This window comes from Limnohabitans sp. (assembly GCF_034680285.1).
In the GTDB taxonomy this organism is placed as follows: domain Bacteria; phylum Pseudomonadota; class Gammaproteobacteria; order Burkholderiales; family Burkholderiaceae_C; genus Limnohabitans_A.
On record NZ_JAXITC010000004.1, the window covers coordinates 55513 to 81292 of the forward strand.

A 25780-nucleotide genomic window follows, 5' to 3' on the forward strand; every position below is an offset into this window, starting at 1 on the left:
GTGCACCACCCGGCGTGCGTGCTTGATGGGGCACCAATACTGCTCGGTCAAGCCCACCACCTCCCGGGCATACGCCATCAACCCATTGCCGTAAGAACAATACGCGCAGTTGATCTTTTCGATGATGTTCAGATAAGCCAAATGGGTTCGGTCGTATACAAAATAATCCGAACGTCGCACCCGCGGCATGTTGTACAAGGGAAAACAAACCCACTGGTAAAGCGTGACCATGCCATCGAGCAGCACCATGGGCAATAGCACCGGGTAGATCAAAGGCATGGTCAGCAAATGCCGCCAGTCTGAGGTCAGGACATAGCGCACCACCCCTTCTTTGAAACGCCGCTGCTGGTCCAGCACCTCGTGCTCAAACTTCACCTTGCGCTGGTCGAAATCGGCTTGAAATTGTTGTCGGCGCCGTTGAACTTCTTGCTCAATGTCCGCCTCCAATTGCCGGATGCGGTCCAAGAATTCATTGATTTGAGCGTTCATGATCGACTTTCAGCAAGGTTTGAGGCGCTCTCCACCCAGCATGGAATGCCAGAAGCCCTCCGCTGCATCAGACCACAAACCCGAAGGGAACCACTGAACACTCAATGGGCTGGCCAAGTCAATGTGACCCGCAAGCCCCCTAAGTCCGGGCTGCGATCCACTCGGACCTGTAAACCGTACCGCTGAACCACGCGGCGCACGATGGACCACCCCAAACCACTTCCATCTGCACCATTACCGGGTACACGGAAAAAACGGTCACCCAAACGTGCCAAATCCTGAGCTTCCATGCCGGGGCCGCTGTCCTCCACCACCAAAGTGGGGGCAGGCGACACCGCCCAGTGCACGCGAATGGTCGATCCCTCTGGGCTGTAACGCTGGGCGTTGTCCACCAAATTGCCCACCAGCACCCCCACCAAACCAGGCGGCATGGGCAAGCTCAATGCGTCAGGCGCATCCAAACTCAAGATCTGCTGCTTGATGAGCGACTGCGGCCCCAAGTCCGCCAAGGTCTCGCGGGTATCGGCCACGGCGTCACAACGTTCCGAACCCAGCGAAGGCCCATGGGCATCCAGGCGGGCCAACTGCAGCAACTGGGCCACCAGACGCGTGGCACGGTCGCACCCCTGCAGCACGGCGTCTAGGGCTTGCTCACGTTCTGGGTCCGACGCCGCGCCTCGGGCGACCTGGGCCTGGATGCGGATAGCCGCCATGGGCGTGCGCAGTTCATGGGCAGCGTCGGCCGTAAAACGGCGCTCACCCTCCATTTGCAAGGCCAGTTGATGAAAAAGACGGTTCAAGGCTTGAACCAAAGGTCGAACCTCGGCAGAAACATCTTCGCTCAGGGGCTGCAAGGCCTCTGAATGGCGCTGAGAAACCGACAGACTCAATTGCCGAAGTGGCGCCAAGGACTTGAATATGGCCCACCAAATCAACAAGGCCAAAACAGGCAAAGCCAAGAAAATCGGCACGATGGCAGAGTTCAAGCCAGCCTTCAAGATGTCTTGCCGCGCCGATTCCATTTCAGCCACCACCACCCGCACATCGCGATCGCGTCCAGTCGTGGCAAAAACCCGCCAATTTTGACCGGCTCGGTTTTGGTCAGAAATGCCGTTTTGCCCCCAAGGCGCCAAAGGCTCGAGGGGTGCTTCGGCAGACCGAGAGACCAACTCGCGCTCGTGCCAAATTTGAAATGCGACACGCGGCTGGTATTTGTGCAGCACTTCAGCCGTGGTGAAGTCATCATCGTGTTCATCGCTGCTTTGCACGGCCAGTACCGCGGCTGTTTGCGCCAAATGGGCGTCCAACAGTTCACTCAGTTCGTGCGCCGTTTTTTGCCAAGTCAGTATCAAAATCACAGCCCAAAACAAACCTGTCGCCAACAGCAGGCTGAGCGTCAAGCGCCATTGCAAAGAAGAATGCCGCCAACTTGTCATGGTGCGCTGGTTCCCGCCTTGGGGGCATCGGGCTTCACCTGCTGGGGAAGCAAGTAACCGACACCCCGCATGGTTTCGATCACATCGGCACGGAGTTTCTTGCGCAAGTTGTAAATGTGGACCTCCACCGTGTTGCTGCTCACCTCGGTGCCCCATTGGTACAAGTGCTGCTCAACCTGGCTTCGGGTCAACACACGGCCCGCATGGAGCATGAAGATTTGCAGAACCTCGTATTCACGCAGCGACAACTCCACCAATCGGTCACCCAACCAAACTTGACGCGATGCTGGGTCCATGCTCAAGGCGCCCGCTTCCATGATGGGCTCGGTGACACCATGGGCGCGGCGCACCAAAGCGCGCAATCGGGCCGCCAACTCCAGCAGGTCCACAGGCTTGACCAGGTAGTCGTCAGCGCCCGCGTCCAGTCCGGCAATGCGGGCAGGCACACCCTCTCGGGCCGTCAGAATCAAAATGGGTGTGCTCATTTTTTGACGCCGCACAGCAGCCAAACACTGCATGCCGTCTTGTCGAGGCAAACCCAAGTCCAGCACACAGGCTTGGTAGACACCGGTCAACAGCTCCCGTTCGGCAGCCATGCCGTCACGCACCCAGTCCACCCAAAAGCCCTGTTGTTGCAAACCGGCCTTCAGCCCTGCACCCAAGAGTGCATCGTCTTCAGCCAGTAAAACCCGCATGTTCCCAACCCGTTTGTGTGTTCATGGCATCAATCTTCATCGAAGTTCGATTGTGACTTGCCGAGTCCTGGTTGAAGCGAACTGACCAGCTCAGCGGTCTGTAAACGGTTTGAACTTTGCCACTGCTCCACCCAAAAAGCCAAGACGGCAGCGAAAAGCAACGCCGCCAAGAACATGTGATTGGACTTGATCAAATCAGGTCCTGCGCCATCGACACGCCCGGTCAACATGGGCTTGGCCAAATTGCGTCCACGCCCGAGACTGAACAACACCACACCAGCAATATGGGCCGACACCGCGATCAGCATGAAATTACCGAAGAACTCGTGGACGTCCTCCATCCACTCACCCGTCCATTCTTGGTAGACGACATAGCCCGAAAAAACGACGGGTGCAATGGCCAGCAAGACCATCGCCACCGTCCAGACCATGTAAAGATTTTGCGCCTGTCGCCACTGGGTTTGCCCTGTGCGCATGCCACGCAGCCAATCACCCAAACCACGCAGCTTGCCCCACATGGCAGACCAACGGGCATACCGGGGGCCCATGAAGCCCCACAGCAATCGAGCCACCAACAAGCCACCCATGGTGTAACCCAAACTGACATGCACCAGTCTAAAAATTTCACTTTCGGCGGTGATGTAAGCCCCCGCAAAACTCAAAGCCAACAGGGCATGCAAGGTGCGGGTGAAAGCGTCCACCGTGCGCCGCGAGGGTACAGGCGTTGGCGCACCAGAGACGGTGGCGGTGGCGGTATTCGACATCATGTTCAACTCCTGAAATTCAAACCGTATTCGCTCGGCGTTCGCTCATCGATCAGCGCGGAATTCGCAACTGAAGCTCGTCAAAGCGCCCCACGTCTGCTTGGGTGTGGCACGCACTGCATTGGGCGGCGCTTTTGATGCTGCTGCGCTTCCAGACCGCGGCTTCCACTTCCCGGTGTTCTCGAATAAACCAAGCTGAACGCGTGATTCGGTCCTCAGGCGGCTCTTCACGCACCCGTTTGTAGGTGCCTGCATGGGCGTTCAACCAAGCGGCTATTTGTTGGACCTGTGCGGGCTCAAGCGATGCATCGGTACCGTAATGGTGCTCCAAACCCCTCATGACACGCTGCCAAGAAGCCGCGGGCAGCATGCCCGGCGGATAGAGGGTGTGGCAAGCCGCACACTCCTGTTTGTAGGTGGGGAGTATTGGGGTGGGCATGGTGGGACCATCGGCCCAGGCCGATACCACCATCAAGCACGCCATCCACCCAGCCATGCCCATGTTTCGATGAAACTTTTTGATCATTTCAAGCCGATCAAATAGGCCAGCACATCGGCTTTTTCAAGCGACGTGCACTCTCGGGACAAAACATCTTTGCAGTTGCGCTTGAACCATTTGTCCACCTTAGCGCTGTCGGTGAAACGCTCCGCGTGAAAAGCCGGCGCCAAAGGTGCAATGCTCTTGCCGGTCGAAGCATGTCGGTTGGGAGCGGTTGGCGGTTGCCCATGACAAGATGCGCAAGACCACTCGCCACCATGCCGACGGCCAAAAAATTCTTGCCCGCGGGCGGCTTGCCCGGCTTGCCCAGCCGCTTCCTGCCATCGCTGCAATTGGGCTTGCGGCGTCGTCGCTTGAGCGCTTTGACCGCCCAAGGCAAAAGCAACACCCAGCAAGACCACGCAACGCTGGAATTTTCTGGACTTCATCATGGAACCGACCTTTCTTGGCATCTTCCATCCAAGATTAAAGGTCGAAACTGAAGCTGTCCTGAAGGGACAACGCACACAAGGCAGTGACAAACTGGCCCTGTTTGACGCAGGTCAAACTTCAGCCACGTCCATGCCGCCACGGCACCAAGGCCTTTGCGGCCCAGGCTTCAAAAACTCAAGCGGGTGGCGGATTTTCCTGAGGGTCTTGGTAAACACGCCCCCCAAATTTCAATGCCGTGTGCTCACGTTGGGACTGCAGCAAAGGGAACAGCATCTGGTGGTACCAACGCTCCTGCCCGAACAATTTGTCATCGACCAAGCCCACTTGGTCCGGGTAACGGCGGGTGATGTGCGCACTGCCAAAAATGATGTCCCACAAAAACAGCAAGTTGCCAAAGTTACCTTTGTAGTGGCCAACGCCATCGGCATTGGTGATGGCGTGGTGTGCCCAGTGCGTGGCGGGCGTGGAAATGGTTCGCTCCAGGACCCACATGACGGGGTGCAAGGCGCGAATTCGGTAAAGGGGTTCATCCCAACGCCATGCGCAGTGGGCCCCCAAAATCACCAACAACTTGACCACGATGTAGCCCGCATACACCAAGCCGCCAAAACCCAAGAAAAGCAAGGCCCCCGCAAACCACAGGCCAGGCATCATCAGGTAATAGAAGAAATTGTTCCGGAACGTGATGCGAATGCTCATGTACTCGGCCGAATGGTGAGCACGGTGCAAAGGCCAAAGGAATGAGGTGTGCGAGAGACGGTGCCACCAATACTGCGTCATGTCGTCCACCAGCAGCAAAATACCCACCATGCCCCACCAAGGCAAATCGGCCAAGGCGCCTTTGTATTGTGGAAACCAGGCTGCGCCCAGTTTGCTGGTCACAAAAATAGCCAAGGGCTGTGTCACTGCCAACACGCTCAAAAACATCAAAATCTCGAGTTTGGTGTCATTGCCGGTGGCATTCACGTTTTTCTGGTACCGGCGACTGGCCCACTCCATGGTGGCAAAACCCAAAATGATGCACAACACCAAAGCGTTTTGAATTTGGACAGCGGTCATCCCATGTCTCCTTTTGTGTTTTTCTATTTCGATATGTCAGAAAGCCTGAACGAGACTAAGTTAGCAAAATTGACAGAGATCGAACATCCGGGTATTCCCCTTCCTCTAAATGCAGCTATTTAAAGATATCGCTCAAATCCGTTGAAAAACCAGAAAAGATGAAAAACGCACACACACCCGCATGCTTTGTTAAATCGCGCGTCATCCAATGTTCAACAGGACAGCAGCACTGTTGAACATTTAACTTTGAGTGAATTTGATGAACTTGCTGGGAAGCTGGCGTCAATTCAGACTGTTGGACACGCGACTGGGGGGCAAACACAACTTGAATGTGGCGCCTTGTCCCACCACACTCTCGATGCGAAGTTCTCCGCCATGGCGTTGCATAACGTGTTTGGTGATGGCCAGTCCCAAACCTGTGCCACCCGTTTCACGAGAGCGGCTGCGGTCCACCCGGTAAAAACGCTCAGACAAGCGTGGCAAGTGCTCGGCAGCGATGCCTGGGCCTGAATCTTTCACGGCAAACACAGCACCTTCGGGTGTCAATGACCACTGCAAATGGATGAGCCCGCCCAATGGGGTGTAGCGAATGGCATTGTTCACAAGGTTAGAAATCGCGCTGAGCAACTCTGACCGAGAACCGAGCAAGGCCACCTCTGGCACAGGATCCATCACCAATTGGTGCATTGGCCCATCGGATTTAGACGCCAACAATTTCGTCAGCGCCAAGGCATCGTCATAAATCTGGACCATCAATGGCGGCAAAGACACTTTTTCCTGAACGCCAGGCGGTTGACTGCCTTCCAGCTGGGACAAGGTGAGCAAGTCAGCCACCAAAGACTGCATGCGGTCGGACTGGACAGACATGAGCTGCAGATAATGCTGCGTCTCGGCAACATCCAGAGGGATCGATTGCAAGGTTTCCACGAAGCCACTCAACACCGTCAGAGGGGTGCGGATCTCATGCGACACGTTTGCCACAAAATCGCGCCGCATCGCATCGGCTTGCGCCAGCGCTGTGATGTCCCGGGTCAAGAGCAGAGAACGTCCTTCGCCATACGCATGCAGCTGTACAGAAAGTTTCTTGACATTGACCACCGAGTTGGAACGGCCCTCGATGATGACTTCGGTGCTGTGCTCTTCTTGCGCGAAATATTTGGCAAAGACCGGATCTCGCACCAAGTGAACAATGTGTTGCATGCGGTCTTTTTGAGCATCCAAGCCCAAGTGTGAGGCCGCGGTGTCGTTGCACCATTCAATGCGCGAATCCTCATCCAGTAAGACCACACCGTTGGGCGAGGCTTGGATCGCCAGCAAAAAGTCTTTCAGGCGTTTTTCGTGCAATGCCGCCTGCTTTTCTTGAAGGCGCAAAAAACGCTGGATGCGAGAAGCCATTTCCAACCAAACACCCTGCCACGGAGGATCCAATTTGAGCTGAGGGGCACTGAGCCATTGATCAAGGCGGTGAATACGCCACACCAATACCCATGAATGTGCCAACAAGGCCAAAGCAGCACCAACCAAAGCTCCGACAGTTCCGCCCAAGAACCACCCAGGCACAGCAGCGAACGCCACACCCATCAATAACTCAACAATCGAGTAGATCATTCAAAGTCCGAATCAAACGGCAGGTGTGTGTGTGAACCTGTAACCCGCACCGCGCACGGTTTCGATCATGGTACCGGCTTCACCCAAGGATTCGCGCAGACGCTTGACATGCACATCTACTGTGCGCTCTTCGATGTAAACATGGTCGCCCCAGACCTTGTCGAGCAAGGCGCCCCGGCTGTGCACGCGTTCTGGATGGCGCATCAGGTAATGCAGCAACTTGAACTCGGTGGGACCCACTTTCAAAGGCTTGTCGGCCAAATTGACACGGTGCGTATCGGCATCCAACTGCAGCTCGCCCATTTTGACGACACCACCCGAAGCCTCAGGGACGCGACGGCGCAACACGGCACGGATGCGCGCCAAAAGCTCGCGCGGCGAAAACGGTTTGACGATGTAGTCGTCAGCACCCGCATCCAAACCTGCGACGCGATCGGCCTCATCGCCTCGTGCGGTCAGCATCAAGATGGGCACCGTTTTGGTACGGCTCGAAGAACGCCAACGGCGTGCCAAAGTCAAACCACTTTCACCCGGCAGCATCCAGTCGAGCAAGATCACGTCCGGCAAGATTTCATCGAGCTCACGCTGCGCGGTTTCGGCGTCAATGGCCCAAACAGGCTGAAAGCCGTTGTGTCGAAGATTGACCGCAATCAACTCGGCAATCGCGTGTTCATCCTCGACGATCAAGATGCGAGGAATGGATCTCATTGCACCGCTTTTTCAATTTCGGTCAGGGCAGTGTGTCGAACATCAGAACCCTTGACGACGTAAATGACAAATTCGGCAATGTTCTTGGCATGGTCGCCGATTCGTTCAATGGCTTTGGCCACAAACAGAAGATCGAGACTGGCAGAAATGGTGCGCGGGTCTTCCATCATGTAAGTGACTAACTTGCGCACAAATCCATTGAATTCGGCATCAATCAAGTCGTCTTCTTTCAAGATAACCAAGGCAGTGTTGACATCCAAGCGGGCAAAAGCATCCAAGGCTTTGCGCAGCAAACCAGTGGCCAAATCTGCAGCCACCCTCAGTTCAGAAGCTGGCAAATTGCGGGGCGTACCTTGCTCCAAAATCAGTTTGACCATGCGAGCGATCCGTTCTGCTTCGTCACCCGCACGCTCCAAGTTTCCAGTGATCTTGGAAATCGCCATCAGTAAGCGCAAATCTCGTGCTGTTGGTTGGCGACGCGCGATGATGGAAGCTAACTCTGCGTCAATCTCAACCTCCAATGTGTTCACTTGCTTTTCAGTGGAAATGACCTGATCGGCCACTTCCAGGCTGAACTGCGCCAAGGCATAAACGGCATGGCGGGTCTGCGATTCAACCAACCCACCCAACTCCAACACCCGCGACGAGACGTTGGTCAGGTCTGCATCAAATTGACTTGAAATGTGCTTTTCCATTTTTTGCTCCTGATCAGCCGAAACGGCCAGTGATGTAGTCTTCGGTTTCCTGACGGGCAGGCTTCATGAAAATTTGCTCGGTTTGACCAAATTCCACCAACTCGCCCAAGTACATGTAGGCCGTGAAGTCCGACACACGTGCCGCTTGCTGCATGTTGTGTGTGACGATGGCTACGGTGTAGTCTTTTTTCAACTCGCTGACCAACTCTTCAACTTTGGCGGTCGAGATGGGATCCAGCGCAGAGGTGGGTTCATCAAGCAGGATGACTTTGGGTTTGACCGCAATGGTGCGGGCAATGCACAAACGCTGTTGCTGTCCGCCAGAGAGGGACAAACCACTTTGACCCAATTTGTCTTTGACTTCGTTCCAGATGGCGGCTTTTGTCAAAGCCGACTCGACCCGCTCGTCCATGTCGGAACGGCTAAGGTTTTCATACAAACGCACGCCGAAAGCGATGTTGTCGTAAATCGACATCGGGAAGGGCGTGGGCTTTTGGAACACCATGCCAATTTGAGCGCGTAAAAGATTCAAGTCTTGACCTTTGTCCAAGATGTTTTGGCCGTAAAACTTGATCTCACCTTCCGCGCGTTGTCCTGGATAAAGGCTGTACATGCGGTTGAGCGTGCGCAACAAAGTCGACTTGCCGCAACCCGAAGGGCCAATAAAGGCAGTGACACGGTTTTCTGCAATGTCCAGGTTGACGTTTTTCAGGCCTTTAAATTTGCCGTAAAAAAAATCAAGGTTGCGTACCTCGATGGCATTTTGCGTTGGTTTCTTGTCAGGCATATTTATTCCTGTTGGATCGAAAATAAAAATTGGGCAGTCGAAGGTGTTTATCAATATCAGCCGGTTTTCTTTTCCCTGAAGAAAACCCGAGCCAAGATATTCAGTACCAACACAGCCAAGGTCACAAGCAATGCACCCGCCCAAGCCAGACGGATCCAGTTTTCATAGGGGCTCATGGCAAATTGGAAAATAACCACGGGGAGGTTGGCCATGGGTTTTCCCATGTCTGAATTGAAGAACTGGTTGTTGAGTGCCGTGAACAACAAGGGAGCAGTTTCGCCACTGATGCGAGCCACAGCCAACAACAGGCCAGTGATCACGCCACTCTTGGCAGCACGCAAGGTGACCGACAGAGAGACCTTCCATCTGGGCGCACCCAATGCAAACGCAGCCTCGCGCAAACTCCCAGGCACTAAGCGCAACATGTTTTCTGTGGTGCGCATGATCACTGGCACAGCAATCAGGGACAAAGCCAAACTACCGGCATAGCCCGAGAATGTGCCCAAAGTGGCCACAGCAATGGCATACACAAACAATCCAATGACAATGGAAGGCGCCGACAACATGATGTCGGTCACAAAACGGGTCAGTTCGGCAGTTTTGCTTTGGTCTCCAAACTCGGTCAGGTAGATGCCTGCCAGAATCCCCACTGGCGTCGCTACCAAGACAGTGAGCCCCACCATCATCAAGCTGCCGACAATGGCGTTGCGCAAACCTCCACCCTCTGTCCCCGGGGCTGGCGTGTCCTGGGTCAGCAAATTCAAATCCAATGCCGCAAAACCGTTGGAAAACAGCACCACCAAAATCCACAATAAAACCGCCAAACCCAAGCCCATCGCGACCATGGAGGTGACCATGCCCCAGGCATTGGCCATACGGCGGCGGCGGTACAAACCTTGATTCATGTTCATCGCCATGTCAGAACCCCTTGGCTTTTTCAGCCCGGTTGATCATGATTTTGGCGGCAGCCAACACCACGAAAGTGATCACGAACAGCAAAAAGCCGAGCGCAAACAAAGAAGAAATGTGGAAGTCCGCAGCCTCACCAAACTCGTTGGCCAGTGTCGAAGCGATTGATGTGCCAGGAGAGAAAAGCGAAGTGGGCATGCGGTTGGCATTGCCAATCACAAAAGTCACCGCCATGGTTTCGCCCAAGGCGCGACCTAAGCCCAACATGATTCCGCCAATCACCCCTTTCTGGGTGTAAGGGAGCACTATTTTTCGCACCACCTCCCATGTGGTGCAGCCCAGGCCATAAGCGGACTCGCGCAAGATAGCCGGAGTGATTTCAAAAACATCACGCATCACCGCCGCCACAAACGGCAAGACCATGAAGGCCAACACAATGCCAGCAGCCAATATACCCATGCCGTTGGGGGCTCCGCCAAACAAGAACCCCACCAATGGCATACCGCCCAGTACATCACGCAGCGGCACCTGAATGTAGTCAGCAAACAGGGGGGCGAACACAAATAAACCGAACATGCCGTAAATGATCGAGGGCACCGCCGCCAACAATTCGATGGCCGTGCCCAAAGGACGACGCAACCACGCGGGGCAAGTCTCGGTCAGGAAAACCGCAATGCCAAACGCCAAAGGCACCGCCAACAACATGGCAATACCGGCGCTGGCCAGGGTACCGACGATTGCGATGGCGGCACCAAATTCTTCGTTGATGATGTCCCACTCGACATACCAAATAAACCGCGCACCGAACTTGGCAAAGGTGGGCCAAGCGTTGATGAACAAAGACACGATGATCCCGGCCAAAGCCACCAGAACCAACAGCGAAAACAACTGCGTCATACGATGAAAAATAAGGTCTTGTATACGCTGTCGCTTGACCACCATCAACATCTGGCTGGTGCGGTCTGCGCTCGAAAGGGGAGTTTGCATGTCTTGGTCCATCAAACAAAAAGCATCTCAATCAACAAGAAAACCGTCGGTCGTGAAATGACTACCGACGGGTGACAGGTCTGACCTGAATTACTTTTGGATTTGCGACCAGACTTTAGAGCGGATCTGATCTGTCAATGTGTCAGGCAAAGCCACGTAGTCCAGATCGGCAGCCATTTTCTTGCCGTTCTTGAAAGACCAGTCGAAAAATTTCAGGGCTTCGGCAGAAGCAGCTTTGTCTGCGGGATTCTTGTACATCAAGATGAAAGAAGCCGTGCTGACAGGCCAGCTGTTGGCACCCTTGGCATTGACCATGGACACGCCCATACCTGGAACGCTGAACCAGTCTGCGCTGGCGGCTGCTGCTGCAAAAGTCAAATCGTCAGGGCTAACGTACTTGCCGTCGGCGTTCTGGATTTGCATGAAATTCATCTTGTTCTTTTTGACGTAGGCATATTCCACGTAACCCAAAGAGCCTTTGACGCGGTTGACGTTGGCTGCAACACCTTCGTTACCTTTGCCACCTACAGATGTAGGTGCTGGCCACTTGACCGCAGCACCTTTACCAACCGTATCAGCCCACTCTTTGCTGACGGCTGTCAGGTAGTCGGTCCAGTTGAAAGTAGTGCCCGAACCGTCGGCACGGTGCACCACGGTGATGGTTTCGTTGGGCAAGGTTTTACCGGGGTTCAAAGCAACAAATTTGGGGTCATTCCATTTGCTGATCTTGCCCATGAACATTTCAGCCAACACAGGGCCTGTCACTCGCAATTCGCCTGGCTTGAAGCCATCGAGGTTGATCACAGGGACAGTACCGCCAATGATGGCAGGGAACTGAACCATTCCGTCTTTGTCGAGCTCTTCACCTTTGACGGGGGCGTCGGTTGCGCCGAAAGTCACGGTCTTAGCGCGGATTTGCTTGATGCCACCGGAAGAACCGATGGACTGGTAATTCATGCCAGTACCTGTAGCGGCTTTGTAGCCTTCAGCCCACTTGGCGTAGATCGGGAATGGGAATGTAGCGCCAGCGCCCGTGATATCGGCTGCCAATGCAGATACGGCCATAACGGTCACACCAACCGCAGCAATGAATGATTTCAGTTTCAACATTTGAACTCCTAGTTCAGAAGGGGGGATTTGGGTTTCTGTCACCGCAGAAACTCGTTCAACTCTAATGGCGAATTATGACAATTTGATGTCATCCATACTGCCATGTTGTTTCAAGACAAGGTTCATGGGCGTTCTTCGTCACCTTAAAACCTTGGCAATTCATGACAAAAACAGTTACAGACCGATCACACCACCATCTGTGCGGGTGATCACGATCGTGGCCGAACGAGGGCGACCGGCTGGGCCATAACCCTGGTTGCCTGGCCACATGCTTTGGGGTGCTTGACCCGAAGACAAGGGCTGAGACAGTTCACCTGGGTGCTGGATGTTGACAAACAAGGTGCGGCCATCGGTGGTTTCGGTGATGCCGGTGACTTCTGCGCCCTTGGGGGCTACCAAAAAGCGGCGAAGTTTGGCTTCTCCCAAAGCCGCACCCACAAAGGTCTCTTGAGTGCCCGTTTGCTCCACGCCACCCACCACCATTTTGTTATTGACCTTGACTTTGCCACCATCGCCCACTTGACCCGGAATGGCGGCCAGCATCATGCAATTGGTCTCGTCGGTGAAAGCGCCGTCGTCGGTCTGGATCCAGCAAATGCCGGTGGCCTTGCTGAACCACAAGCCGTCTGGTGATGAGAACGAATTCTTGGCCGTGAGTCCGGACACATTGGCGTCGCCCGCATCTTCTTCTGCGCCAAACAAGAAAATGTCCCAAGCAAAGGCTTTGGCGGTTGACTTGTTGTCTGCTTCTTTGAATCGGATGATATGCCCATTGGGGTTGCCCATGCCTTTGTTGCCATCCATGTCCATGTAGGCGCGTGGGTTGGCGGCATCCACTTTGGTGGGTGTGCGGTTAGCAGCGCTGTTGTTGGTCAATGCGAAATAGATTTCGCCATTGCGGTGGTTGACAGCACCCCATTCCGGACGGTCCATCTTGGTAGCGCCAACAGCATCGGCGGCCAAGCGGGCGTTGACCAACACATCGCCTTGGTTGGCGAATTTGTAAGCACTGAAATTGGCCACACGGGGGTCTGTGATGGTCAACTCCAACCATTCGCCTTGGCCTGTGGCGTCAAAACGGGCAGCGTAAAGCTTGCCTTCGCTCAGGTACTTGTCGCCGGCCAACATGCCGCCACCCACATCGCGGGGGTCCCAGACGGCGGTGCTCACAAACTTGTAGATGTATTCGTTGCGCGAGTCGCAGCCCATGTAAAAAGCCAAAGGCTCACCCGCTTTGGGCACGCCGCAAACGGCGGCTTCGTGCGCGAAACGACCCATGGCCACACGCTTGGCTGGCGTGGCGTTGGGAGCCAGCGGATCGATCTCAAAGTTGTAGCCGAAGGTGTTGGCTTCGTTGCGGAAGTCTCTATCAGCGTTGGCACCTACTGCGGCCAAGTTCCAACGGGCAAAACGGTCGTCTGTGGCCGAGACGGTGTGCCAGCCTTGGCTGACGGCTTTTTGCACTCCGGCAGCAGGTGCTGCAGCGGCGACGCCGTAACGGCGACGAGCCGCCACGTCTTTGGCGGGCAAAGCTGCGCCTGCGCCAGTGGTCTGGAAATAAAACGCCCAGTTTTCTTCGCAACCCAAATAAGTGCCCCATGGGGTTTTGCCGTGACCACAGTTGTTCAATGTGCCGCGCGACATGCCACCAGCGGTGTCCCAACGGGTCACCATGAAGTTACGGATGTTGTCGATCTCAGCGCGCGGGCCGCTGATGCGTGCGGGTGTTTGGGCCGTGAAGCGGCGGTTCAAAGGCGAGTCCTGCTTGATGCGCCAGCCTTGTGGGGTTTTGACAATTTCCACCACCGAAATGCCGTGGTGGTTGATTTCCTTGAGCACTTCCAACTCGGGGCGTGTGCCCAAGTCCCAAGCGCCGAATTGGTCAAATTTCTTACCACTCACGCCATTGGATGTCTGGCCGTTGGGGTGCATGAAATGCGCGTCGGCCGAGCTTTCGTGGTTGACACACAGCACGGCACGACCTGTTTCTTTGTCGGAGTAGCGGCCGTTGGCGTCGATGTAATAAATGTCCATGCCATCGTGGTGATCGCCCACGCGGCGCGACCAGTCGTCGGCTTCTGTGCCTTTGTTCGAGTAGGCGGCCAAGGCTGAATCGAGCGCATCGCCTGTGGCGTGCAAGACGCTGTACTGGTAACCAGGCGGCAGCATCACGTTGTCGAACAGACTCTTTTCGACAGATGGGAAACCCAAAGCAGATGGCGAAGCCGCCATGCCCGACGTCAAGCTGGCGCATCCTGGCAGCATGGCCAGACCTGCCAAACCCAGACCACCGCGCAACAAACCGCGGCGAGCGGGGTTTTGCAGAGATTGGGCCAAGACATCTTGAAAGTGGGGATTGCCGGATGTGTTGAAAACGGGATCATGGTCGTGGTGGGACATGGGAACTCCTTTTAAAACACCTATTGAAGTGTTTTTTTGTGACTGTTTGATGTCAAATCAGCCACTGCCCAACTAGTGCCGCTCTAAGACCAATGTCAGAAATGTTTCTGGCTTTCATGATCATTCCGCGAGCATCCATGGTTTGTCATTTTTTTGTCACACAGACATGGCAAAGTTCGCACATTGATATTTCCAGAACCATCGAAAGATAGAACATGAAAGTTGGCATCAACGGTATGGGCCGCATCGGCCGTTTGGCCTTGCGTGCAGCCATGGGCGCTGCAGAGCGCCAATCGGACGACCCCCGCGCAGGCAACCGCCTGGAGGTGGTGCACCTGAACGAACTCAAAGGCGGCGCTGCGGCCACCGCCCATTTGCTGGCTTTTGACAGCGTGCAGGGCAAATGGCGCGAGCACATCGAAGCGGAGGGCGACAGCCAGATCCGCATCGGTGAGCGCACCCTAGGCTTTTCTTCGCACGCCAACCCGGCCGACATCCCGTGGGGCGACTTGGGTGTGGACCTGGTGCTCGAATGCACGGGTAAATTTTTGACGCCCGAAACGATTCAAGGCCACCTGGACCGTGGCGCCAAGCGCGTGATCGTGGCGGCCCCCGTCAAGGTGGGTGACGTGCTGAACATCGTGGTGGGCATCAACCACACGCTGTACAACCCGGCCAAAGACCGCATCGTCACCGCCGCGTCCTGCACCACCAACTGCCTGGCCCCGGTGGTCAAAGTCGTGCACGAGGCCATTGGCATCAAGCATGGCCAGATCACCACGATCCACGACCCGACCAACACCAACTTGGTGGTGGACGCGCCGCACAAAGACCTGCGCCGCGCACGCAGCGCCATGATGAGCCTGGCCCCCACCACCACCGGCAGCGCCACGGCCATCGCTTTGATTTACCCCGAACTCAAGGGCAAGCTCAATGGCCACGCGGTGCGCGCCCCGGTGCTCAACGCTTCGCTCACCGACTGCGTGTTTGAGATGAAGCGCGAGACCAGCGCCGAAGAAGTCAACGCCTTGTTTGCCGCTGCGGCCCAAGGCCCATTGGCGGGCATCTTGGGTTACGAGCCCCGCCCCTTGGTCAGCGTGGATTACGCCCGCGACACGCGCAGCGCCATCGTGGATGGTCTGTCCACCATGGTGACCGACGGCACGCTGCTGAAAATTTACGCTTGGTACGACAACGAGATGGGTTACGCCTGCCGCATGGTCGATTTGGCCTGCCACATGAACGAAGTCGGTATCTGAGATGAACGCTGCTGAGCGCCACTACGGCATCGTCACCGCAGCCTATTGGGGCTTCACCCTGACCGACGGCGCATTGCGCATGTTGGTGCTGCTGCACTTTTACAAGCTGGGTTACTCGCCCTTCACGCTAGCCTTTTTGTTTTTGCTATACGAAGGCGCAGGCGTGTTGGCCAATCTGATCGGCGGCTGGTTGGCCACGCGCTTTGGCATTGCCCGCATGCTCACCGTGGGCCTGGTCACACAGATCATCGGCTTTGGCTTGCTCTCGGCCTTGCAACCGGAATGGACAGCGACCATGTCGGTGGCCTGGGTGGTGCTGGCGCAAGGCGTTTGCGGGGTGGCCAAAGACCTGACCAAGACCGCCAGCAAATCGGCCATCAAGATCACGCAGGCGCAAGCCAAAGACCAAGGAAACGGCCAGCTGTTCAAGTGGGTGGCCTGGTTCACGGGCAGCAAAAACGCCATGAAAGGCTTTGGCTTTTTTCTGGGTGGTTTGCTTTTAGAAACGCTGGGGTTTCAGGGTTCGCTGTGGGCCATGTCGGGCCTGCTCGGTTTGGTGCTGCTGGGTGTGGTGAGCAGCTTGCCGCCCATGATGGGCAAGAGCAAACCATCGGGCTCGGCCAAAGAGTTGTTCGCCAAAAACGCAGGCATCAACGCGCTGGCCGCAGCCCGCGTGGCCTTGTTTGGGGCCCGTGATGTGTGGTTTGTGGTGGGTGTGCCGGTGTTCCTCTACTCGGTGGGCTGGACCTTCACCATGGTGGGCGGTTTTTTGGCGGCTTGGACGATTGGTTACGGCCTGGTGCAAGCGCTGGCACCACAGATCGTTCGCCGCAGCGCCGATGGACTGAGCCGCGAAGTGCCTGCCGCCCGTTGGTGGTCGGCGGTGCTCATGCTCATTCCGCTGGGCATTGCTGCGGCCATGTGGCTGCAAGCGCCGCAGCTGCAGTGGTGGGTGGTGGGGGGCCTGAGTTTGTTCGGCTTTGCCTTTGCCATCAATTCGTCGGTGCACAGTTATTTGGTGCTGGCCTATGCAGGCTCTGAAAAAGCGGCCGAAGACGTGGGCTTTTATTACGCCGCCAATGCGTTGGGCCGATTCATGGGCACGCTGTTGTCGGGCCTGCTTTACCAATGGGGCGGGTTGATGTTTGCGCTTTTGGGCTCGGCTTTGATGCTGCTTTTGTGCTGGTTGGCCACGCTGAGATTGCCCAAGGGTTTGCTCACCCACACACCTGCCAAAGAGGCCACACCATGAACCCCATTTCTCTTTTCAGCGTCATGGACGAAGACGTGGCTGTGAAGGCCTTGGCGGCTTTGTCGCAAGCCTCGCGCCTGAAAGTGTTTCGCGCCATCGTGGGCACGGGCCCCGAGGGCATTCAGCCCGGACAGCTGTCAACGGCACTGGACATTCCAGCCAACACGCTGTCGTTTCACCTCAAAGAATTGCACCACGCGGCCTTGGTCAGCGTGCAACGCGAAGGCCGCTTTTTGCGCTACCGCGCCGATTTGGCCGCCATGCAAAGCCTGATGGATTTTTTGACCGCCCATTGCTGCCAAGGGGTGCCATGCTGCGACCCCATCAATTTGAATTGCGAATCCGGCAATTGCTGACCACCCATCACCCGAACTGGCCATCGACAAAGGTGAGTTGGAACAACGGGGAACAGCCTATCCTGTCATTAGGCCTTCATAATTCCGTCACATAATCCGACCTTTATCTGTCAACGCTGGTCCCACTGCATGCAAACCAAGTCTCTTTACGCCGCCATCGACCTGGGTTCGAACAGTTTCAGGCTGGAGATTGGTCAGATGGATGCTGGTCAATTGCGTCGGGTGGAGTACATCAAAGAAACCGTGCGGCAAGGCAATGGCCTGGATGCTGAGCGCAACCTGACCGAAGATGCGATGACGCGGGGCTGGGAATGTTTGGCCCGCTTTGGCGAACGGATTTCCGGCTTCAAGCCCAACCAAGTGCGCGCAGTGGCCACCCAAACGCTTCGCGAAGCACGCAACCGCGACGAGTTTCTGGCCAAAGCCAAACGCATGCTGGGTTTCCCCATCGAGGTGATTGCGGGACGCGAAGAAGCGCGACTAATTTATTTGGGCGTCTCCCACCTGTTGCCCCAGTCCGATGAGCGACGCTTGGTGGTGGACATTGGTGGTCGTTCGACCGAGATGATTTTGGGCCGGCATGAAAACGCCACCACCTTGGAGTCCTACAGGGTGGGAAGTGTGGGATGGTCCATGAAGTATTTCCAAGACGGTTTGTGGACGCCCTCTGCTTTCAAAGCCGCTGAGATTGCGGCCAAAGCGGTGCTGGACGAAGCCCAGTTGTTGTTCAACAGACAACATTGGGAAAAGTGCTACGGCTCCTCTGGCACTGTGGGTGCCGTGTCCGATGTGTTGACCGCTGCAGGCTGGCAGGAAGGTTTGATCAGTCGGGAGGGCTTGGCCTGGCTGAAAGACCGTTTGCTCAAGTCGCAAAAGCCAGACAACCTGCGCCTCGATGGTGTCAAGGAAGACCGCAAACCCGTCATTGGTGGCGGTTTGGCCGTCTTGCAGGCGGTGTTTGACTTGCTGCAAATTGACGAAATGCATGTGGCACAAGGTGCGCTGCGCCACGGCGCGTTGTTTGACCTCATTGACCGCGAAGGCATGCACGATGTGCGCTCGTCCATGGTGGACTCCTTGGCGCAGCGGTTTGGCACAGACAAATTGCAGGCTGAGCGCGTTTCCCGAACCGCCCAACAGCTGTTGCAAACGCTGATTCCTGAAACCACGGACACCCCCGTTTCAGAACGTCAGCGGTATTTGCAAAAGCTCCATTGGGCTTGCCAATTGCACGAGATTGGCATGCGCATTTCTCACAGCGATTACCACAAGCATGGTGCCTACATCCTGGACAACACCGACTTGCAAGGTTTCACGATGGATGAGTTGCACCGCCTGAGCCAATTGGTCTTGGGGCACCGTGGCAAGCTGCGCAAACTGGAATCTGAACTCGAAGACGCCAGCTTTGTGTTGCAACTCATGTCGCTGCGCATCGCGGTCATTTTGTGCCATGCCCGCCGAGATCCTGACCTGTCAGGCCTGAGCTTGGTGTGCGATCAGCATCGTCGCAACACGCAGTTGAGCATTCAGGCGGACTGGGCTGAACTGTGGCCTCAATCGGCGCACCTTCTGCGTGAAGAGAAGAACGCCTGGTTCAAAACAGACTGGGACTTGCAAGTTCTAACGGATTAAAAGTCCGCGCGGTGGCGCCTGTGAAGGCTGGGTGGACGTTGGAGCACAAGGTGCTTGCCAAAAACGGTACAACTGTATAAACTGTATGCACCGTTAATTTCATGAGTTATTTTTTATGAACACCCCTACCCCCGCAAACGCCAACGTCACCACACCGACCAAAAAATCCGCTCCACGCAAAGCCGCGAGCCCAGCTACGCCCAGCAAAGCTGTGCGCAAAGCCCCTCAAAAAGCAGCAGCACCCGCCAAAACCAATAAACCGGCCACAGCGCCTGCAACTGCGCCTGTCAAAGCAAAAACCACTGCACCCAAGCCCGCCTCCAGCCCAGCGAAGCCTTTGAAAGACAAAAAAGTCAAAGTGGTGCGCGACAGTTTCACCATCCCCAAGAGTGAACTTCTGCAAATCGGAGAGTCCAAAAAGCGTGCGCTGACTTTGGGCGTGGAAATCAAGAAGAGCGAATTGATCCGTGCTGGCCTGCAAGCGCTGACCAGCATGAACGATGCCGCCTTTAAGAAAGCCTTGGCCAGCGTGCCCACCATCAAGACGGGGCGTCCTGCCAAGTCCTGAGGGTCAGAGACGATCGGGGCAGAGCACGGCCTGCAGCAAAGTTTGGCCTTGCCCTTCCCGGTTTCGTCTGCGCACCCACCACACAGCCCCCTTGCGGATGCTGCAAGCTGGTTCTGACATGCCCAACAGTTGGGCCATGAGCGCACCCAATGTGGGTTGATGGCCCACCACCAATACGGGGTATTTGGCATCAGGCCAACCGGCTGTTTCCAAAACATCGCTCACTGAAGCGCCCGGTGACAAAGCATCACGCACTTTGTATTTGCGCCCCAATGCCCGCACTGTTTGCTCAGCCCTGACCGCAGGGCTGCTGAGAATGCGTGTTCCTTGCGGCAATTGGCTTTCCAGCCAAACCGCCATGCGCTCAGCTTGCTTTTTGCCGCGCGAGGTCAACACCCTGTTCATGTCGTCCTCGCCGGGTTCAGCCTCGAAGGCTTCGGCATGTCGCCAAACAATCAGGTCCATGGCGTTCAGTCCTTGTGGGGTGAAGCACTGTAGCGTTGCATCAACGCGTTTTGTGCGCCATGGCCAGGACCGGTCAAATCCACGCGGTGGTATTGGCCGTCAGAGGCCAAATCCCAAGCGTCGCGACGGTCGTGCAGGTAGGCGATCAAACATTCGTCGATGATGCGCTGGCGCAAGAAAGGGTCGTTCACAGGCCACGCCAACTCAATCCTGCGCATCATGTTGCGGCTCATCCAGTCAGCACTCGACAGGTAGAGCGATTCATCTTGGCCTGCGCAAAAATAAAACACACGGGAGTGCTCTAAAAAGCGTCCGATGACCGAGCGCACGCGGATGTTCTCACTCAAGCCCGCCACACGGGCAGGCAGCATGCAAGCACCGCGCACGATCAAATCGATCTTGGCACCTTGTTGGCCTGCCTTCAAAAGCGCTTCAATCAAAGGGACGTCGGTCAAGGCATTCATCTTGATGACGATCCGACCGAGCAAGCCACGAGAGGCGGCATCACCCGCGGCAGCAATGCGCTGAATCATGTCCGCATGCAAATGGAATGGGGCCACCAGCAAGCGTTTCATTTTGGGCAGACGACTTTGGCTGGCCAAATGGCTGAACAGCTGGTCCATATCGGCTGTGATCAAGGGATCCGCCGTGAGGTAGCTGATGTCGGTGTACAAAGAGGCCGTGCGGCGGTTGTAGTTGCCGGTTGACAAATGGCCGTAACGCTTGAGGGTGCGGCCCTCGCGACGGGTGATCAACAACATTTTGGCGTGGGTTTTGAGGCCCACAATGCCATAAACCACTTGCACGCCGATCGATTCAAGCTTCTCAGCCCAGTTGATGTTGGCCTCTTCGTCGAATCGTGCCTTGAGCTCCACCACGGCGGTGACTTCTTTGCCTCGGCGCACCGCTTCTCGGAGCAAATCCATCATGGTCGGATCACTGCCTGCACGGTAAATGGTTTGCTTGATGGCCAAGACGTTGGGGTCCATGACCGCTTCACGCAAAAAGGCCAGCACACCATCGAAGGTCTCAAAGGGCTGGTGAATCATCACGTCGCCGGCTTTGAGGCGGTTGAAAATTGATCCGTGTTGCGGCAGTTGTGCGGGGAAGCTGGCTTTGTAAGGTGGGAAAAGCAACTCGGGGGCATTCACCAGATCAATCAGTTGCATCAGGCGCACCAAATTGACGGGGCCGTTGACCCTGAACACCGACGATTCGGGCAGTTGGAATTCTTTGCGCAGGAATTCGGCCAATTTGGGCGCGCAGTTGGCCGAGACCTCTAGGCGAACCGCTTGACCGTAATTGCGGTGCTCCAAGCCTTGTCGCAAGGCCATGCGCAAGTTGGCGATCTCGTCTTCGTCGACCGCCAAGTCTGAATTTCGCGTGACCCGGAATTGAGAAAAGTGGCCCACTTCACGCCCCGGAAACAGCTCAGCGAGATGGGCCCGGATGACACTGGAGAGCAGCACAAAAGCGGTGGTGCCATCGCAGACACGTGCTGGCAATGGGATCAAACGTGGCAACACGCGAGGGACTTTGACAATCGCAATTTCGTTCGAGCGACCAAACGCGTCTTTGCCAGACAGTTGCACGATGAAGTTCAATGACTTGTTGGCCACCTGGGGAAATGGGTGGGCGGGGTCCAGCCCCACAGGCACCAGCAAGGGCTGGACCTCGCGCTGAAAGTAACTGCGGACCCACTGTCGCTGGGCGGAATTGCGCTCGTTGTGCGACAGGATTCGGTAGCCGTTGCGCTGCAAGGTGGGCAGCAGTTCATCGTTGTACAAGGCATATTGCCGCGCAATCATGGCGTTGGTTCTGTCTGCCAACGCAGACAAAGATGCTTCGGTATACGGACCTGATTTGATGCCCTGCAAACTGCCCATCACATGGGGCTCGGCACGCACTTCAAAAAACTCGTCCAAATTGGAGGAAACAATGCACAAATAGCGCAAACGTTCCAAGACGGGCACTTCCGGACGGTGCGCCCAATCCAGCACACGCTCGTTGAATGCCAAGATGCTCAGATCTCGATCAAGCAGCACGGTCTGGTTGTTTTGGGATGTTGTCACGTCTTTTGAATGAGCCATTGCTCAGTATGAATGAATCGAAAATCCATTCTAGAAATCGCTTATGTCAAATTGATGACATTACAGTGAATCAGCGTACAGACTTATCTTCAGAGATAGAAACCAGGTTATTCACAAACAGTTCGACCGTCTTGGGCCAACCAAAAGCTTCGGCTCTTTGTCTTGCTTCAGACCGGCTCACCTGTTGACACCCATCAACAGCTGTCTTCAGGTCTTCAGAAAGCACACCGCCCTGCACTTTGCCATCGGTCGCTCCCAACACTTGCAAGGGACCATCGACCGGGAAAGCAGCCACCGGCGTGCCACACGCCATGGCTTCGAGCATGACCAATCCAAATGTTTCATTGCGCGATGGGAACACGAACACATCGGCAGCGGCGTAGACCTTGGCCAACTTGTGACGAGGCAGCACACCCATCCACACCACGTTCAGGTAACGCGACTTGAGTTGCTCTTCTAAAGGCCCCACACCACAAACAATCTGAGTGCCGGGTAATTTCAGGTCCAAATAGGCATCGATGTTTTTTTCGTAAGACACACGGCCAACGTACAAGGCGTATGGGCGCGCATAGCCTTGGAGTTCAGGGATGTCCAGGGGTTGTGCGTGGTGTTCGAACAAACTCAGGTCGACGCCGTGCGTCCATGGCTTGAGTGTTTGAAAGCCTCGACTTTTCAGCATGTCGAGCACGCCGTGTGTGGGCACCATCACACCGGAGGAAGGCCGATGGAAATATCGAAACATGCCGTACCCCACAAACAAAGGGATGCGAAGTGCGGCTTTCAATATTTCAGGAAACTTGGTGTGAAAAGCCGTGGTGAATTTCCAACCCCTTTTCAGGCAATGCTTGCGGGCTGCCCAGCCCAGGGGGCCTTCGGTGGCAATGTGGACCGCATCAGGCTGCAAGGCGTCCAACATGGCCGCCAAGGCTTTGTAAGGGCGAACCGCCAAGTCAATGCCCGCATATCCGGGGCATGGTCGGTTTTTGAATTGCCCAGGATGAAACACACTGACCTGCACACCCATTGGGCCTAAAGCCTCCACCAGTTCATGCAGCGTGGTCACCACGCCATTGATTTGTGGGTGCCAGGCGTCGGTGATCAGTGCCAGCCTCATGCTGCCACCGCCTCGACAGCAGGCGCCTGGCTCATGACAGACGCCTGTGCGCCCCAATAGATGATTTCCAGACGACCATCCAAGTGTTCAACCAATGCGGTTCGACTTTCGACCCAATCGCCATCATTGCAATACAAGGTGCCGTTCACATCCCTGATTTCAGCATGGTGAATGTGTCCGCAGACCACGCCATCAAAGCCTCGGCGCTTGGCCTCATGGGCCACGGCGACTTCGAAGTCGCTGATGAAATTCACCGCTTTTTTAACTTTCAACTTGAGATATGCCGACAAAGACCAGTATTCAAGTCCGATGCGTGCCCTGAAACTGTTCAGGTGTCGATTGAGCCGCAAGGTCAACTCGTACAACCAATCGCCCACATAGGCCAACCACTTGGCACACTGGATCACGCCATCGAAATGATCGCCATGGATCACCCAGAGTTTCATACCTGTGGCAGTGATGTGGGTAATGTCATGCTCGACCTCCACGCCTCCGAAAGCATGACCGACAAAGTGCCGCGCAAACTCATCGTGGTTGCCCGGGACGTAAATCACACGGCAACCTTTGCGGGCGCGGCGCAACAATTTTTGCACCACATCGTTGTGACTTTGCGGCCAAAACCAACGCCTGCGCAGCTGCCAGCCATCCACGATGTCGCCCACCAAATACAGCACATCGCTCGGGTGGTGCTTCAAAAAATCGAGCAAGGCCTCCGCCTGAAACCCTGGCGTACCGATGTGCAGGTCTGAAATAAAAATGGCTCGCAACCTTTGCTGGCCGGATGGGACATCGTCATCGTCGTGCGATGCTGGATCCTGCCCACTGGACAAGGATGCCCCCAAAAATGCTTCGGGCAAACTGGCCAAAGGCGTTTTCAGGAGCATTTGCTGGGGTAATGGACTGAGCGAGGCCATCACTGCGTGTCCGGGAAAAAATGCTTGCGGTAACGCGCTGGCAAATCTGCGGTTCTCATCATCATCGGCAAGTCGGCCGTGTTGAAGTCTGGATCCCAAGCTGGTGCACCCAGGACTTTGGCACCCAGTTTCAAATACCCACGAATCAGTGCAGGTGGGGCAATGGGCAGGTCGTGATCCAACTCATCAACCGGCAGAGGCAACCGGGGGCGCACATGGTATTGAATGTCTGCCAAGTGGGTCTGTCGCAGTTGATGCCAGATGCTGGCAGCCACGTCACCACTCACGACGCCGTTGTACAGCATGGGAATGCTCGCGCAGCCAATCATGGTGTCTAAACGGTTGCGGTCCATGAACTCGAATAGAGCACCCCAAAGGGCCATGACCACGCCACCGTGGCGGTGATCAATGTGCACACAGCTGCGGCCCAATTCGACCATGCGCTTGCGCATGTCGCGCAAGCGTGTCAAGTCAAACTCTGTATCGCTGTAGGTGCTGCCCACCCGCTTGGCCTGAGCTGGGGTGAGCACGCGGTAGGTACCGATCACTTGACCCGTCTCAGCCTGCTTGACCAACAAATGCTCACAGTAGTCGTCGAACAGGTCCACGTCGTGACCCGGCACGAGGGTGGACAAGCGGGCACCCATTTCGGTACCGAAAACTTCAAAGCGGAGTTTTTGTGCTTCGCGAACTTCGTCTTGGTGACGAGCCCAAGTGACTACAACGGCTTTTTTCGCGGGTCGTGAAGAAAATTCAACGTCCGGGGTGAGTTGCCCGGATGAACCCATGGGGTTGGTCGCACTCACTGGCGGTAAGGCGAATACTGGATGGGTCAACTCTTTCACGGACGGGTCTCCTTGGAATCCATGTGCTCATAATCCAAAAAGGCAGTGACATGAAAAAGTCTTTTTCGTTAAATTTCCGTGACGATGAAAATTGCAAGCAGGTCGCTAAGAGGCATCAAAGCATCATGCTCAACTGGAACACCGAGTTCGGTGCCTTGGGCATGACCGGTGCTGGCAGTGGTTTCAAGCGGAACTGGCCAAGCATGGATGACACCCGAGCGTCGCGGGGCATGAAGGGAATGGCCACGTCGTCCAAGGTTTGCGATGCCAAAGCCTGTTGCAGGTGACGCTGAATCTCTGCCTCCAGGGCTTTCATGGGGTGAGCGTCGTCTGCATACACCTCATCAAAACTGTGCTGCACTTCAAAGTGCTTGACCACGTCCCACAGTGTGATGTCTTCAGGATTGCCGCGAATTTGGTAGCCGCCACCAGGTCCGCGGTGTGCCCGAATCAAACCCGCTTCGCGCAACTCTTTCAGAATGGACTCTGTGTAAGAAGAGGACAAACCTAAGCCTGAAGCAATTTCTTCGGTGGTCACGGGTTCCACGGCCGAACGAGAAGTGATGAAAACCGCGATGTTGACGGCTTTGGCTGTTTTCTTCAAGATCATGGGGTGCTCCTGTGTTGAGTGGCTATTGTATAACTTCAGAAAGTTTAATCCACTCAAAATGTAATTTATTTGAATTTTTCGTAAATTTAATCTAAAA

The 25780-nt window shown here is 55.6% G+C and carries 25 protein-coding genes; 5 read left to right on the forward strand and 20 right to left on the reverse strand.

What is annotated here, in order from left to right:
* Positions 1 to 590 precede the first annotated feature (590 nt).
* The 14 genes from SWE17_RS04880 to SWE17_RS04945 form a co-directional block, all read right to left on the reverse strand.
* Positions 591 to 1925 (reverse strand): ATP-binding protein, encoded by a 1335-nt coding sequence (locus tag SWE17_RS04880; protein WP_322991989.1) that lies wholly within the window; start codon positions 1923 to 1925, stop codon positions 591 to 593.
* Entirely contained in the window at positions 1922 to 2620 is a 699-nt protein-coding gene (locus SWE17_RS04885) for a response regulator (protein WP_322991990.1), read from the reverse strand. Before SWE17_RS04885 ends, SWE17_RS04880 begins: the two co-directional genes overlap by 4 nt.
* Positions 2621 to 2649: 29 nt before the next feature.
* The gene (locus SWE17_RS04890; protein ID WP_322991991.1) at positions 2650 to 3387 is read right to left on the reverse strand and encodes a cytochrome b/b6 domain-containing protein; all 738 of its coding nucleotides are present in this window, start codon (positions 3385 to 3387) and stop codon (positions 2650 to 2652) included.
* A gap of 49 nt (positions 3388 to 3436) precedes the next feature.
* Complete coding sequence (locus SWE17_RS04895) at positions 3437 to 3868, reverse strand: diheme cytochrome c (protein WP_416234977.1); 432 nt, start codon at positions 3866 to 3868, stop codon at positions 3437 to 3439.
* A gap of 38 nt (positions 3869 to 3906) precedes the next feature.
* Complete coding sequence (locus SWE17_RS04900) at positions 3907 to 4314, reverse strand: DUF1924 domain-containing protein (protein WP_322991992.1); 408 nt, start codon at positions 4312 to 4314, stop codon at positions 3907 to 3909.
* Positions 4315 to 4489: 175 nt separating this feature from the next.
* Complete coding sequence (locus SWE17_RS04905) at positions 4490 to 5374, reverse strand: sterol desaturase family protein (protein ID WP_322991993.1); 885 nt, start codon at positions 5372 to 5374, stop codon at positions 4490 to 4492.
* Between the two features lie 282 nt (positions 5375 to 5656).
* Positions 5657 to 6982: a phosphate regulon sensor histidine kinase PhoR gene (gene phoR / locus SWE17_RS04910; RefSeq protein ID WP_322991994.1), complete on the reverse strand. Its 1326-nt coding sequence runs from the start codon at positions 6980 to 6982 to the stop codon at positions 5657 to 5659.
* A gap of 12 nt (positions 6983 to 6994) precedes the next feature.
* Entirely contained in the window at positions 6995 to 7690 is a 696-nt protein-coding gene (gene phoB / locus SWE17_RS04915) for a phosphate regulon transcriptional regulator PhoB (RefSeq protein ID WP_322991995.1), read from the reverse strand.
* On the reverse strand, positions 7687 to 8385 hold the full coding sequence (phoU, locus tag SWE17_RS04920; protein ID WP_322991996.1) for a phosphate signaling complex protein PhoU: 699 nt from the start codon (positions 8383 to 8385) through the stop codon (positions 7687 to 7689). Before phoU ends, phoB begins: the two co-directional genes overlap by 4 nt.
* 13 nt (positions 8386 to 8398) lie before the next feature.
* Entirely contained in the window at positions 8399 to 9172 is a 774-nt protein-coding gene (gene pstB / locus SWE17_RS04925; protein WP_322991997.1) for a phosphate ABC transporter ATP-binding protein PstB, read from the reverse strand.
* Positions 9173 to 9228: 56 nt separating this feature from the next.
* Positions 9229 to 10083: a phosphate ABC transporter permease PstA gene (gene pstA, locus SWE17_RS04930; RefSeq protein WP_322991998.1), complete on the reverse strand. Its 855-nt coding sequence runs from the start codon at positions 10081 to 10083 to the stop codon at positions 9229 to 9231.
* A 7-nt stretch (positions 10084 to 10090) separates the two neighbouring features.
* Positions 10091 to 11068 (reverse strand): phosphate ABC transporter permease subunit PstC, encoded by a 978-nt coding sequence (gene pstC, locus SWE17_RS04935; protein ID WP_322991999.1) that lies wholly within the window; start codon positions 11066 to 11068, stop codon positions 10091 to 10093.
* A 90-nt stretch (positions 11069 to 11158) separates the two neighbouring features.
* Positions 11159 to 12178, reverse strand: a complete 1020-nt coding sequence (pstS, locus tag SWE17_RS04940; protein WP_322992000.1) for a phosphate ABC transporter substrate-binding protein PstS — start codon at positions 12176 to 12178, stop codon at positions 11159 to 11161.
* A gap of 174 nt (positions 12179 to 12352) precedes the next feature.
* Entirely contained in the window at positions 12353 to 14578 is a 2226-nt protein-coding gene (locus SWE17_RS04945; RefSeq protein ID WP_322992001.1) for a PhoX family protein, read from the reverse strand.
* Positions 14579 to 14793: 215 nt separating this feature from the next.
* On the opposite strand from SWE17_RS04945, the gene SWE17_RS04950 reads away from it, so the two are divergent.
* From SWE17_RS04950 to SWE17_RS04970, 5 genes are all read left to right on the forward strand, one after another.
* A complete protein-coding gene (locus SWE17_RS04950) occupies positions 14794 to 15837 on the forward strand; it encodes an ArsJ-associated glyceraldehyde-3-phosphate dehydrogenase (RefSeq protein WP_322992002.1) in 1044 nt (347 codons plus the stop codon).
* A gap of 1 nt (position 15838) precedes the next feature.
* Entirely contained in the window at positions 15839 to 17089 is a 1251-nt protein-coding gene (arsJ, locus tag SWE17_RS04955) for an organoarsenical effux MFS transporter ArsJ (RefSeq protein ID WP_322992003.1), read from the forward strand.
* Between the two features lie 23 nt (positions 17090 to 17112).
* Positions 17113 to 17445 (forward strand): helix-turn-helix domain-containing protein, encoded by a 333-nt coding sequence (locus SWE17_RS04960; protein ID WP_322992126.1) that lies wholly within the window; start codon positions 17113 to 17115, stop codon positions 17443 to 17445.
* A gap of 129 nt (positions 17446 to 17574) precedes the next feature.
* Complete coding sequence (ppx, locus tag SWE17_RS04965) at positions 17575 to 19077, forward strand: exopolyphosphatase (protein ID WP_322992004.1); 1503 nt, start codon at positions 17575 to 17577, stop codon at positions 19075 to 19077.
* 115 nt (positions 19078 to 19192) lie between these two features.
* Positions 19193 to 19645 (forward strand): hypothetical protein, encoded by a 453-nt coding sequence (locus SWE17_RS04970; protein WP_322992005.1) that lies wholly within the window; start codon positions 19193 to 19195, stop codon positions 19643 to 19645.
* Between the two features lie 3 nt (positions 19646 to 19648).
* Here SWE17_RS04970 and sixA read toward each other — a convergent pair whose 3' ends face one another.
* The 6 genes from sixA to SWE17_RS05000 form a co-directional block, all read right to left on the reverse strand.
* A complete protein-coding gene (gene sixA, locus SWE17_RS04975) occupies positions 19649 to 20110 on the reverse strand; it encodes a phosphohistidine phosphatase SixA (protein ID WP_322992006.1) in 462 nt (153 codons plus the stop codon).
* 5 nt (positions 20111 to 20115) lie between these two features.
* The gene (gene ppk1, locus SWE17_RS04980; RefSeq protein WP_322992007.1) at positions 20116 to 22200 is read right to left on the reverse strand and encodes a polyphosphate kinase 1; all 2085 of its coding nucleotides are present in this window, start codon (positions 22198 to 22200) and stop codon (positions 20116 to 20118) included.
* A 70-nt stretch (positions 22201 to 22270) separates the two neighbouring features.
* The gene (locus tag SWE17_RS04985; protein ID WP_322992008.1) at positions 22271 to 23314 is read right to left on the reverse strand and encodes a glycosyltransferase family 1 protein; all 1044 of its coding nucleotides are present in this window, start codon (positions 23312 to 23314) and stop codon (positions 22271 to 22273) included.
* A complete protein-coding gene (locus SWE17_RS04990; protein ID WP_322992009.1) occupies positions 23311 to 24228 on the reverse strand; it encodes a UDP-2,3-diacylglucosamine diphosphatase in 918 nt (305 codons plus the stop codon). Before SWE17_RS04990 ends, SWE17_RS04985 begins: the two co-directional genes overlap by 4 nt.
* Entirely contained in the window at positions 24228 to 25016 is a 789-nt protein-coding gene (locus SWE17_RS04995; protein ID WP_416234978.1) for a GNAT family N-acetyltransferase, read from the reverse strand. The genes SWE17_RS04990 and SWE17_RS04995 overlap by 1 nt, the downstream gene beginning before the upstream one ends.
* A gap of 172 nt (positions 25017 to 25188) precedes the next feature.
* Entirely contained in the window at positions 25189 to 25683 is a 495-nt protein-coding gene (locus SWE17_RS05000) for an Rrf2 family transcriptional regulator (protein ID WP_322992011.1), read from the reverse strand.
* Positions 25684 to 25780 lie beyond the last annotated feature (97 nt).

What these genes read in the sequence shown, in the direction of transcription:
- arsJ (WP_322992003.1), top strand. Translation starts at nt 15,839, where the DNA reads ATGAACGCTGCTGAGCGCCACTACGGCATCGTCACCGCAGCCTATTGG.
- pstA (WP_322991998.1), bottom strand. Translation starts at nt 10,083, where the DNA reads ATGAACATGAATCAAGGTTTGTACCGCCGCCGCCGTATGGCCAATGCC.
- SWE17_RS04900 (WP_322991992.1), bottom strand. Translation starts at nt 4,314, where the DNA reads ATGATGAAGTCCAGAAAATTCCAGCGTTGCGTGGTCTTGCTGGGTGTT.
- SWE17_RS04890 (WP_322991991.1), bottom strand. Translation starts at nt 3,387, where the DNA reads ATGATGTCGAATACCGCCACCGCCACCGTCTCTGGTGCGCCAACGCCT.
- SWE17_RS04895 (WP_416234977.1), bottom strand. Translation starts at nt 3,868, where the DNA reads ATGGCGTGCTTGATGGTGGTATCGGCCTGGGCCGATGGTCCCACCATG.
- ppk1 (WP_322992007.1), bottom strand. Translation starts at nt 22,200, where the DNA reads ATGGCTCATTCAAAAGACGTGACAACATCCCAAAACAACCAGACCGTG.
- SWE17_RS04995 (WP_416234978.1), bottom strand. Translation starts at nt 25,016, where the DNA reads ATGGGTTCATCCGGGCAACTCACCCCGGACGTTGAATTTTCTTCACGA.
- phoB (WP_322991995.1), bottom strand. Translation starts at nt 7,690, where the DNA reads ATGAGATCCATTCCTCGCATCTTGATCGTCGAGGATGAACACGCGATT.
- ppx (WP_322992004.1), top strand. Translation starts at nt 17,575, where the DNA reads ATGCAAACCAAGTCTCTTTACGCCGCCATCGACCTGGGTTCGAACAGT.
- SWE17_RS05000 (WP_322992011.1), bottom strand. Translation starts at nt 25,683, where the DNA reads ATGATCTTGAAGAAAACAGCCAAAGCCGTCAACATCGCGGTTTTCATC.
- SWE17_RS04880 (WP_322991989.1), bottom strand. Translation starts at nt 1,925, where the DNA reads ATGACAAGTTGGCGGCATTCTTCTTTGCAATGGCGCTTGACGCTCAGC.
- sixA (WP_322992006.1), bottom strand. Translation starts at nt 20,110, where the DNA reads ATGGACCTGATTGTTTGGCGACATGCCGAAGCCTTCGAGGCTGAACCC.
- pstB (WP_322991997.1), bottom strand. Translation starts at nt 9,172, where the DNA reads ATGCCTGACAAGAAACCAACGCAAAATGCCATCGAGGTACGCAACCTT.
- SWE17_RS04905 (WP_322991993.1), bottom strand. Translation starts at nt 5,374, where the DNA reads ATGACCGCTGTCCAAATTCAAAACGCTTTGGTGTTGTGCATCATTTTG.
- SWE17_RS04950 (WP_322992002.1), top strand. Translation starts at nt 14,794, where the DNA reads ATGAAAGTTGGCATCAACGGTATGGGCCGCATCGGCCGTTTGGCCTTG.
- SWE17_RS04985 (WP_322992008.1), bottom strand. Translation starts at nt 23,314, where the DNA reads ATGAGGCTGGCACTGATCACCGACGCCTGGCACCCACAAATCAATGGC.
- pstS (WP_322992000.1), bottom strand. Translation starts at nt 12,178, where the DNA reads ATGTTGAAACTGAAATCATTCATTGCTGCGGTTGGTGTGACCGTTATG.
- phoR (WP_322991994.1), bottom strand. Translation starts at nt 6,982, where the DNA reads ATGATCTACTCGATTGTTGAGTTATTGATGGGTGTGGCGTTCGCTGCT.
- SWE17_RS04945 (WP_322992001.1), bottom strand. Translation starts at nt 14,578, where the DNA reads ATGTCCCACCACGACCATGATCCCGTTTTCAACACATCCGGCAATCCC.
- SWE17_RS04885 (WP_322991990.1), bottom strand. Translation starts at nt 2,620, where the DNA reads ATGCGGGTTTTACTGGCTGAAGACGATGCACTCTTGGGTGCAGGGCTG.
- SWE17_RS04970 (WP_322992005.1), top strand. Translation starts at nt 19,193, where the DNA reads ATGAACACCCCTACCCCCGCAAACGCCAACGTCACCACACCGACCAAA.
- SWE17_RS04960 (WP_322992126.1), top strand. Translation starts at nt 17,113, where the DNA reads ATGGACGAAGACGTGGCTGTGAAGGCCTTGGCGGCTTTGTCGCAAGCC.
- phoU (WP_322991996.1), bottom strand. Translation starts at nt 8,385, where the DNA reads ATGGAAAAGCACATTTCAAGTCAATTTGATGCAGACCTGACCAACGTC.
- pstC (WP_322991999.1), bottom strand. Translation starts at nt 11,068, where the DNA reads ATGCAAACTCCCCTTTCGAGCGCAGACCGCACCAGCCAGATGTTGATG.
- SWE17_RS04990 (WP_322992009.1), bottom strand. Translation starts at nt 24,228, where the DNA reads ATGGCCTCGCTCAGTCCATTACCCCAGCAAATGCTCCTGAAAACGCCT.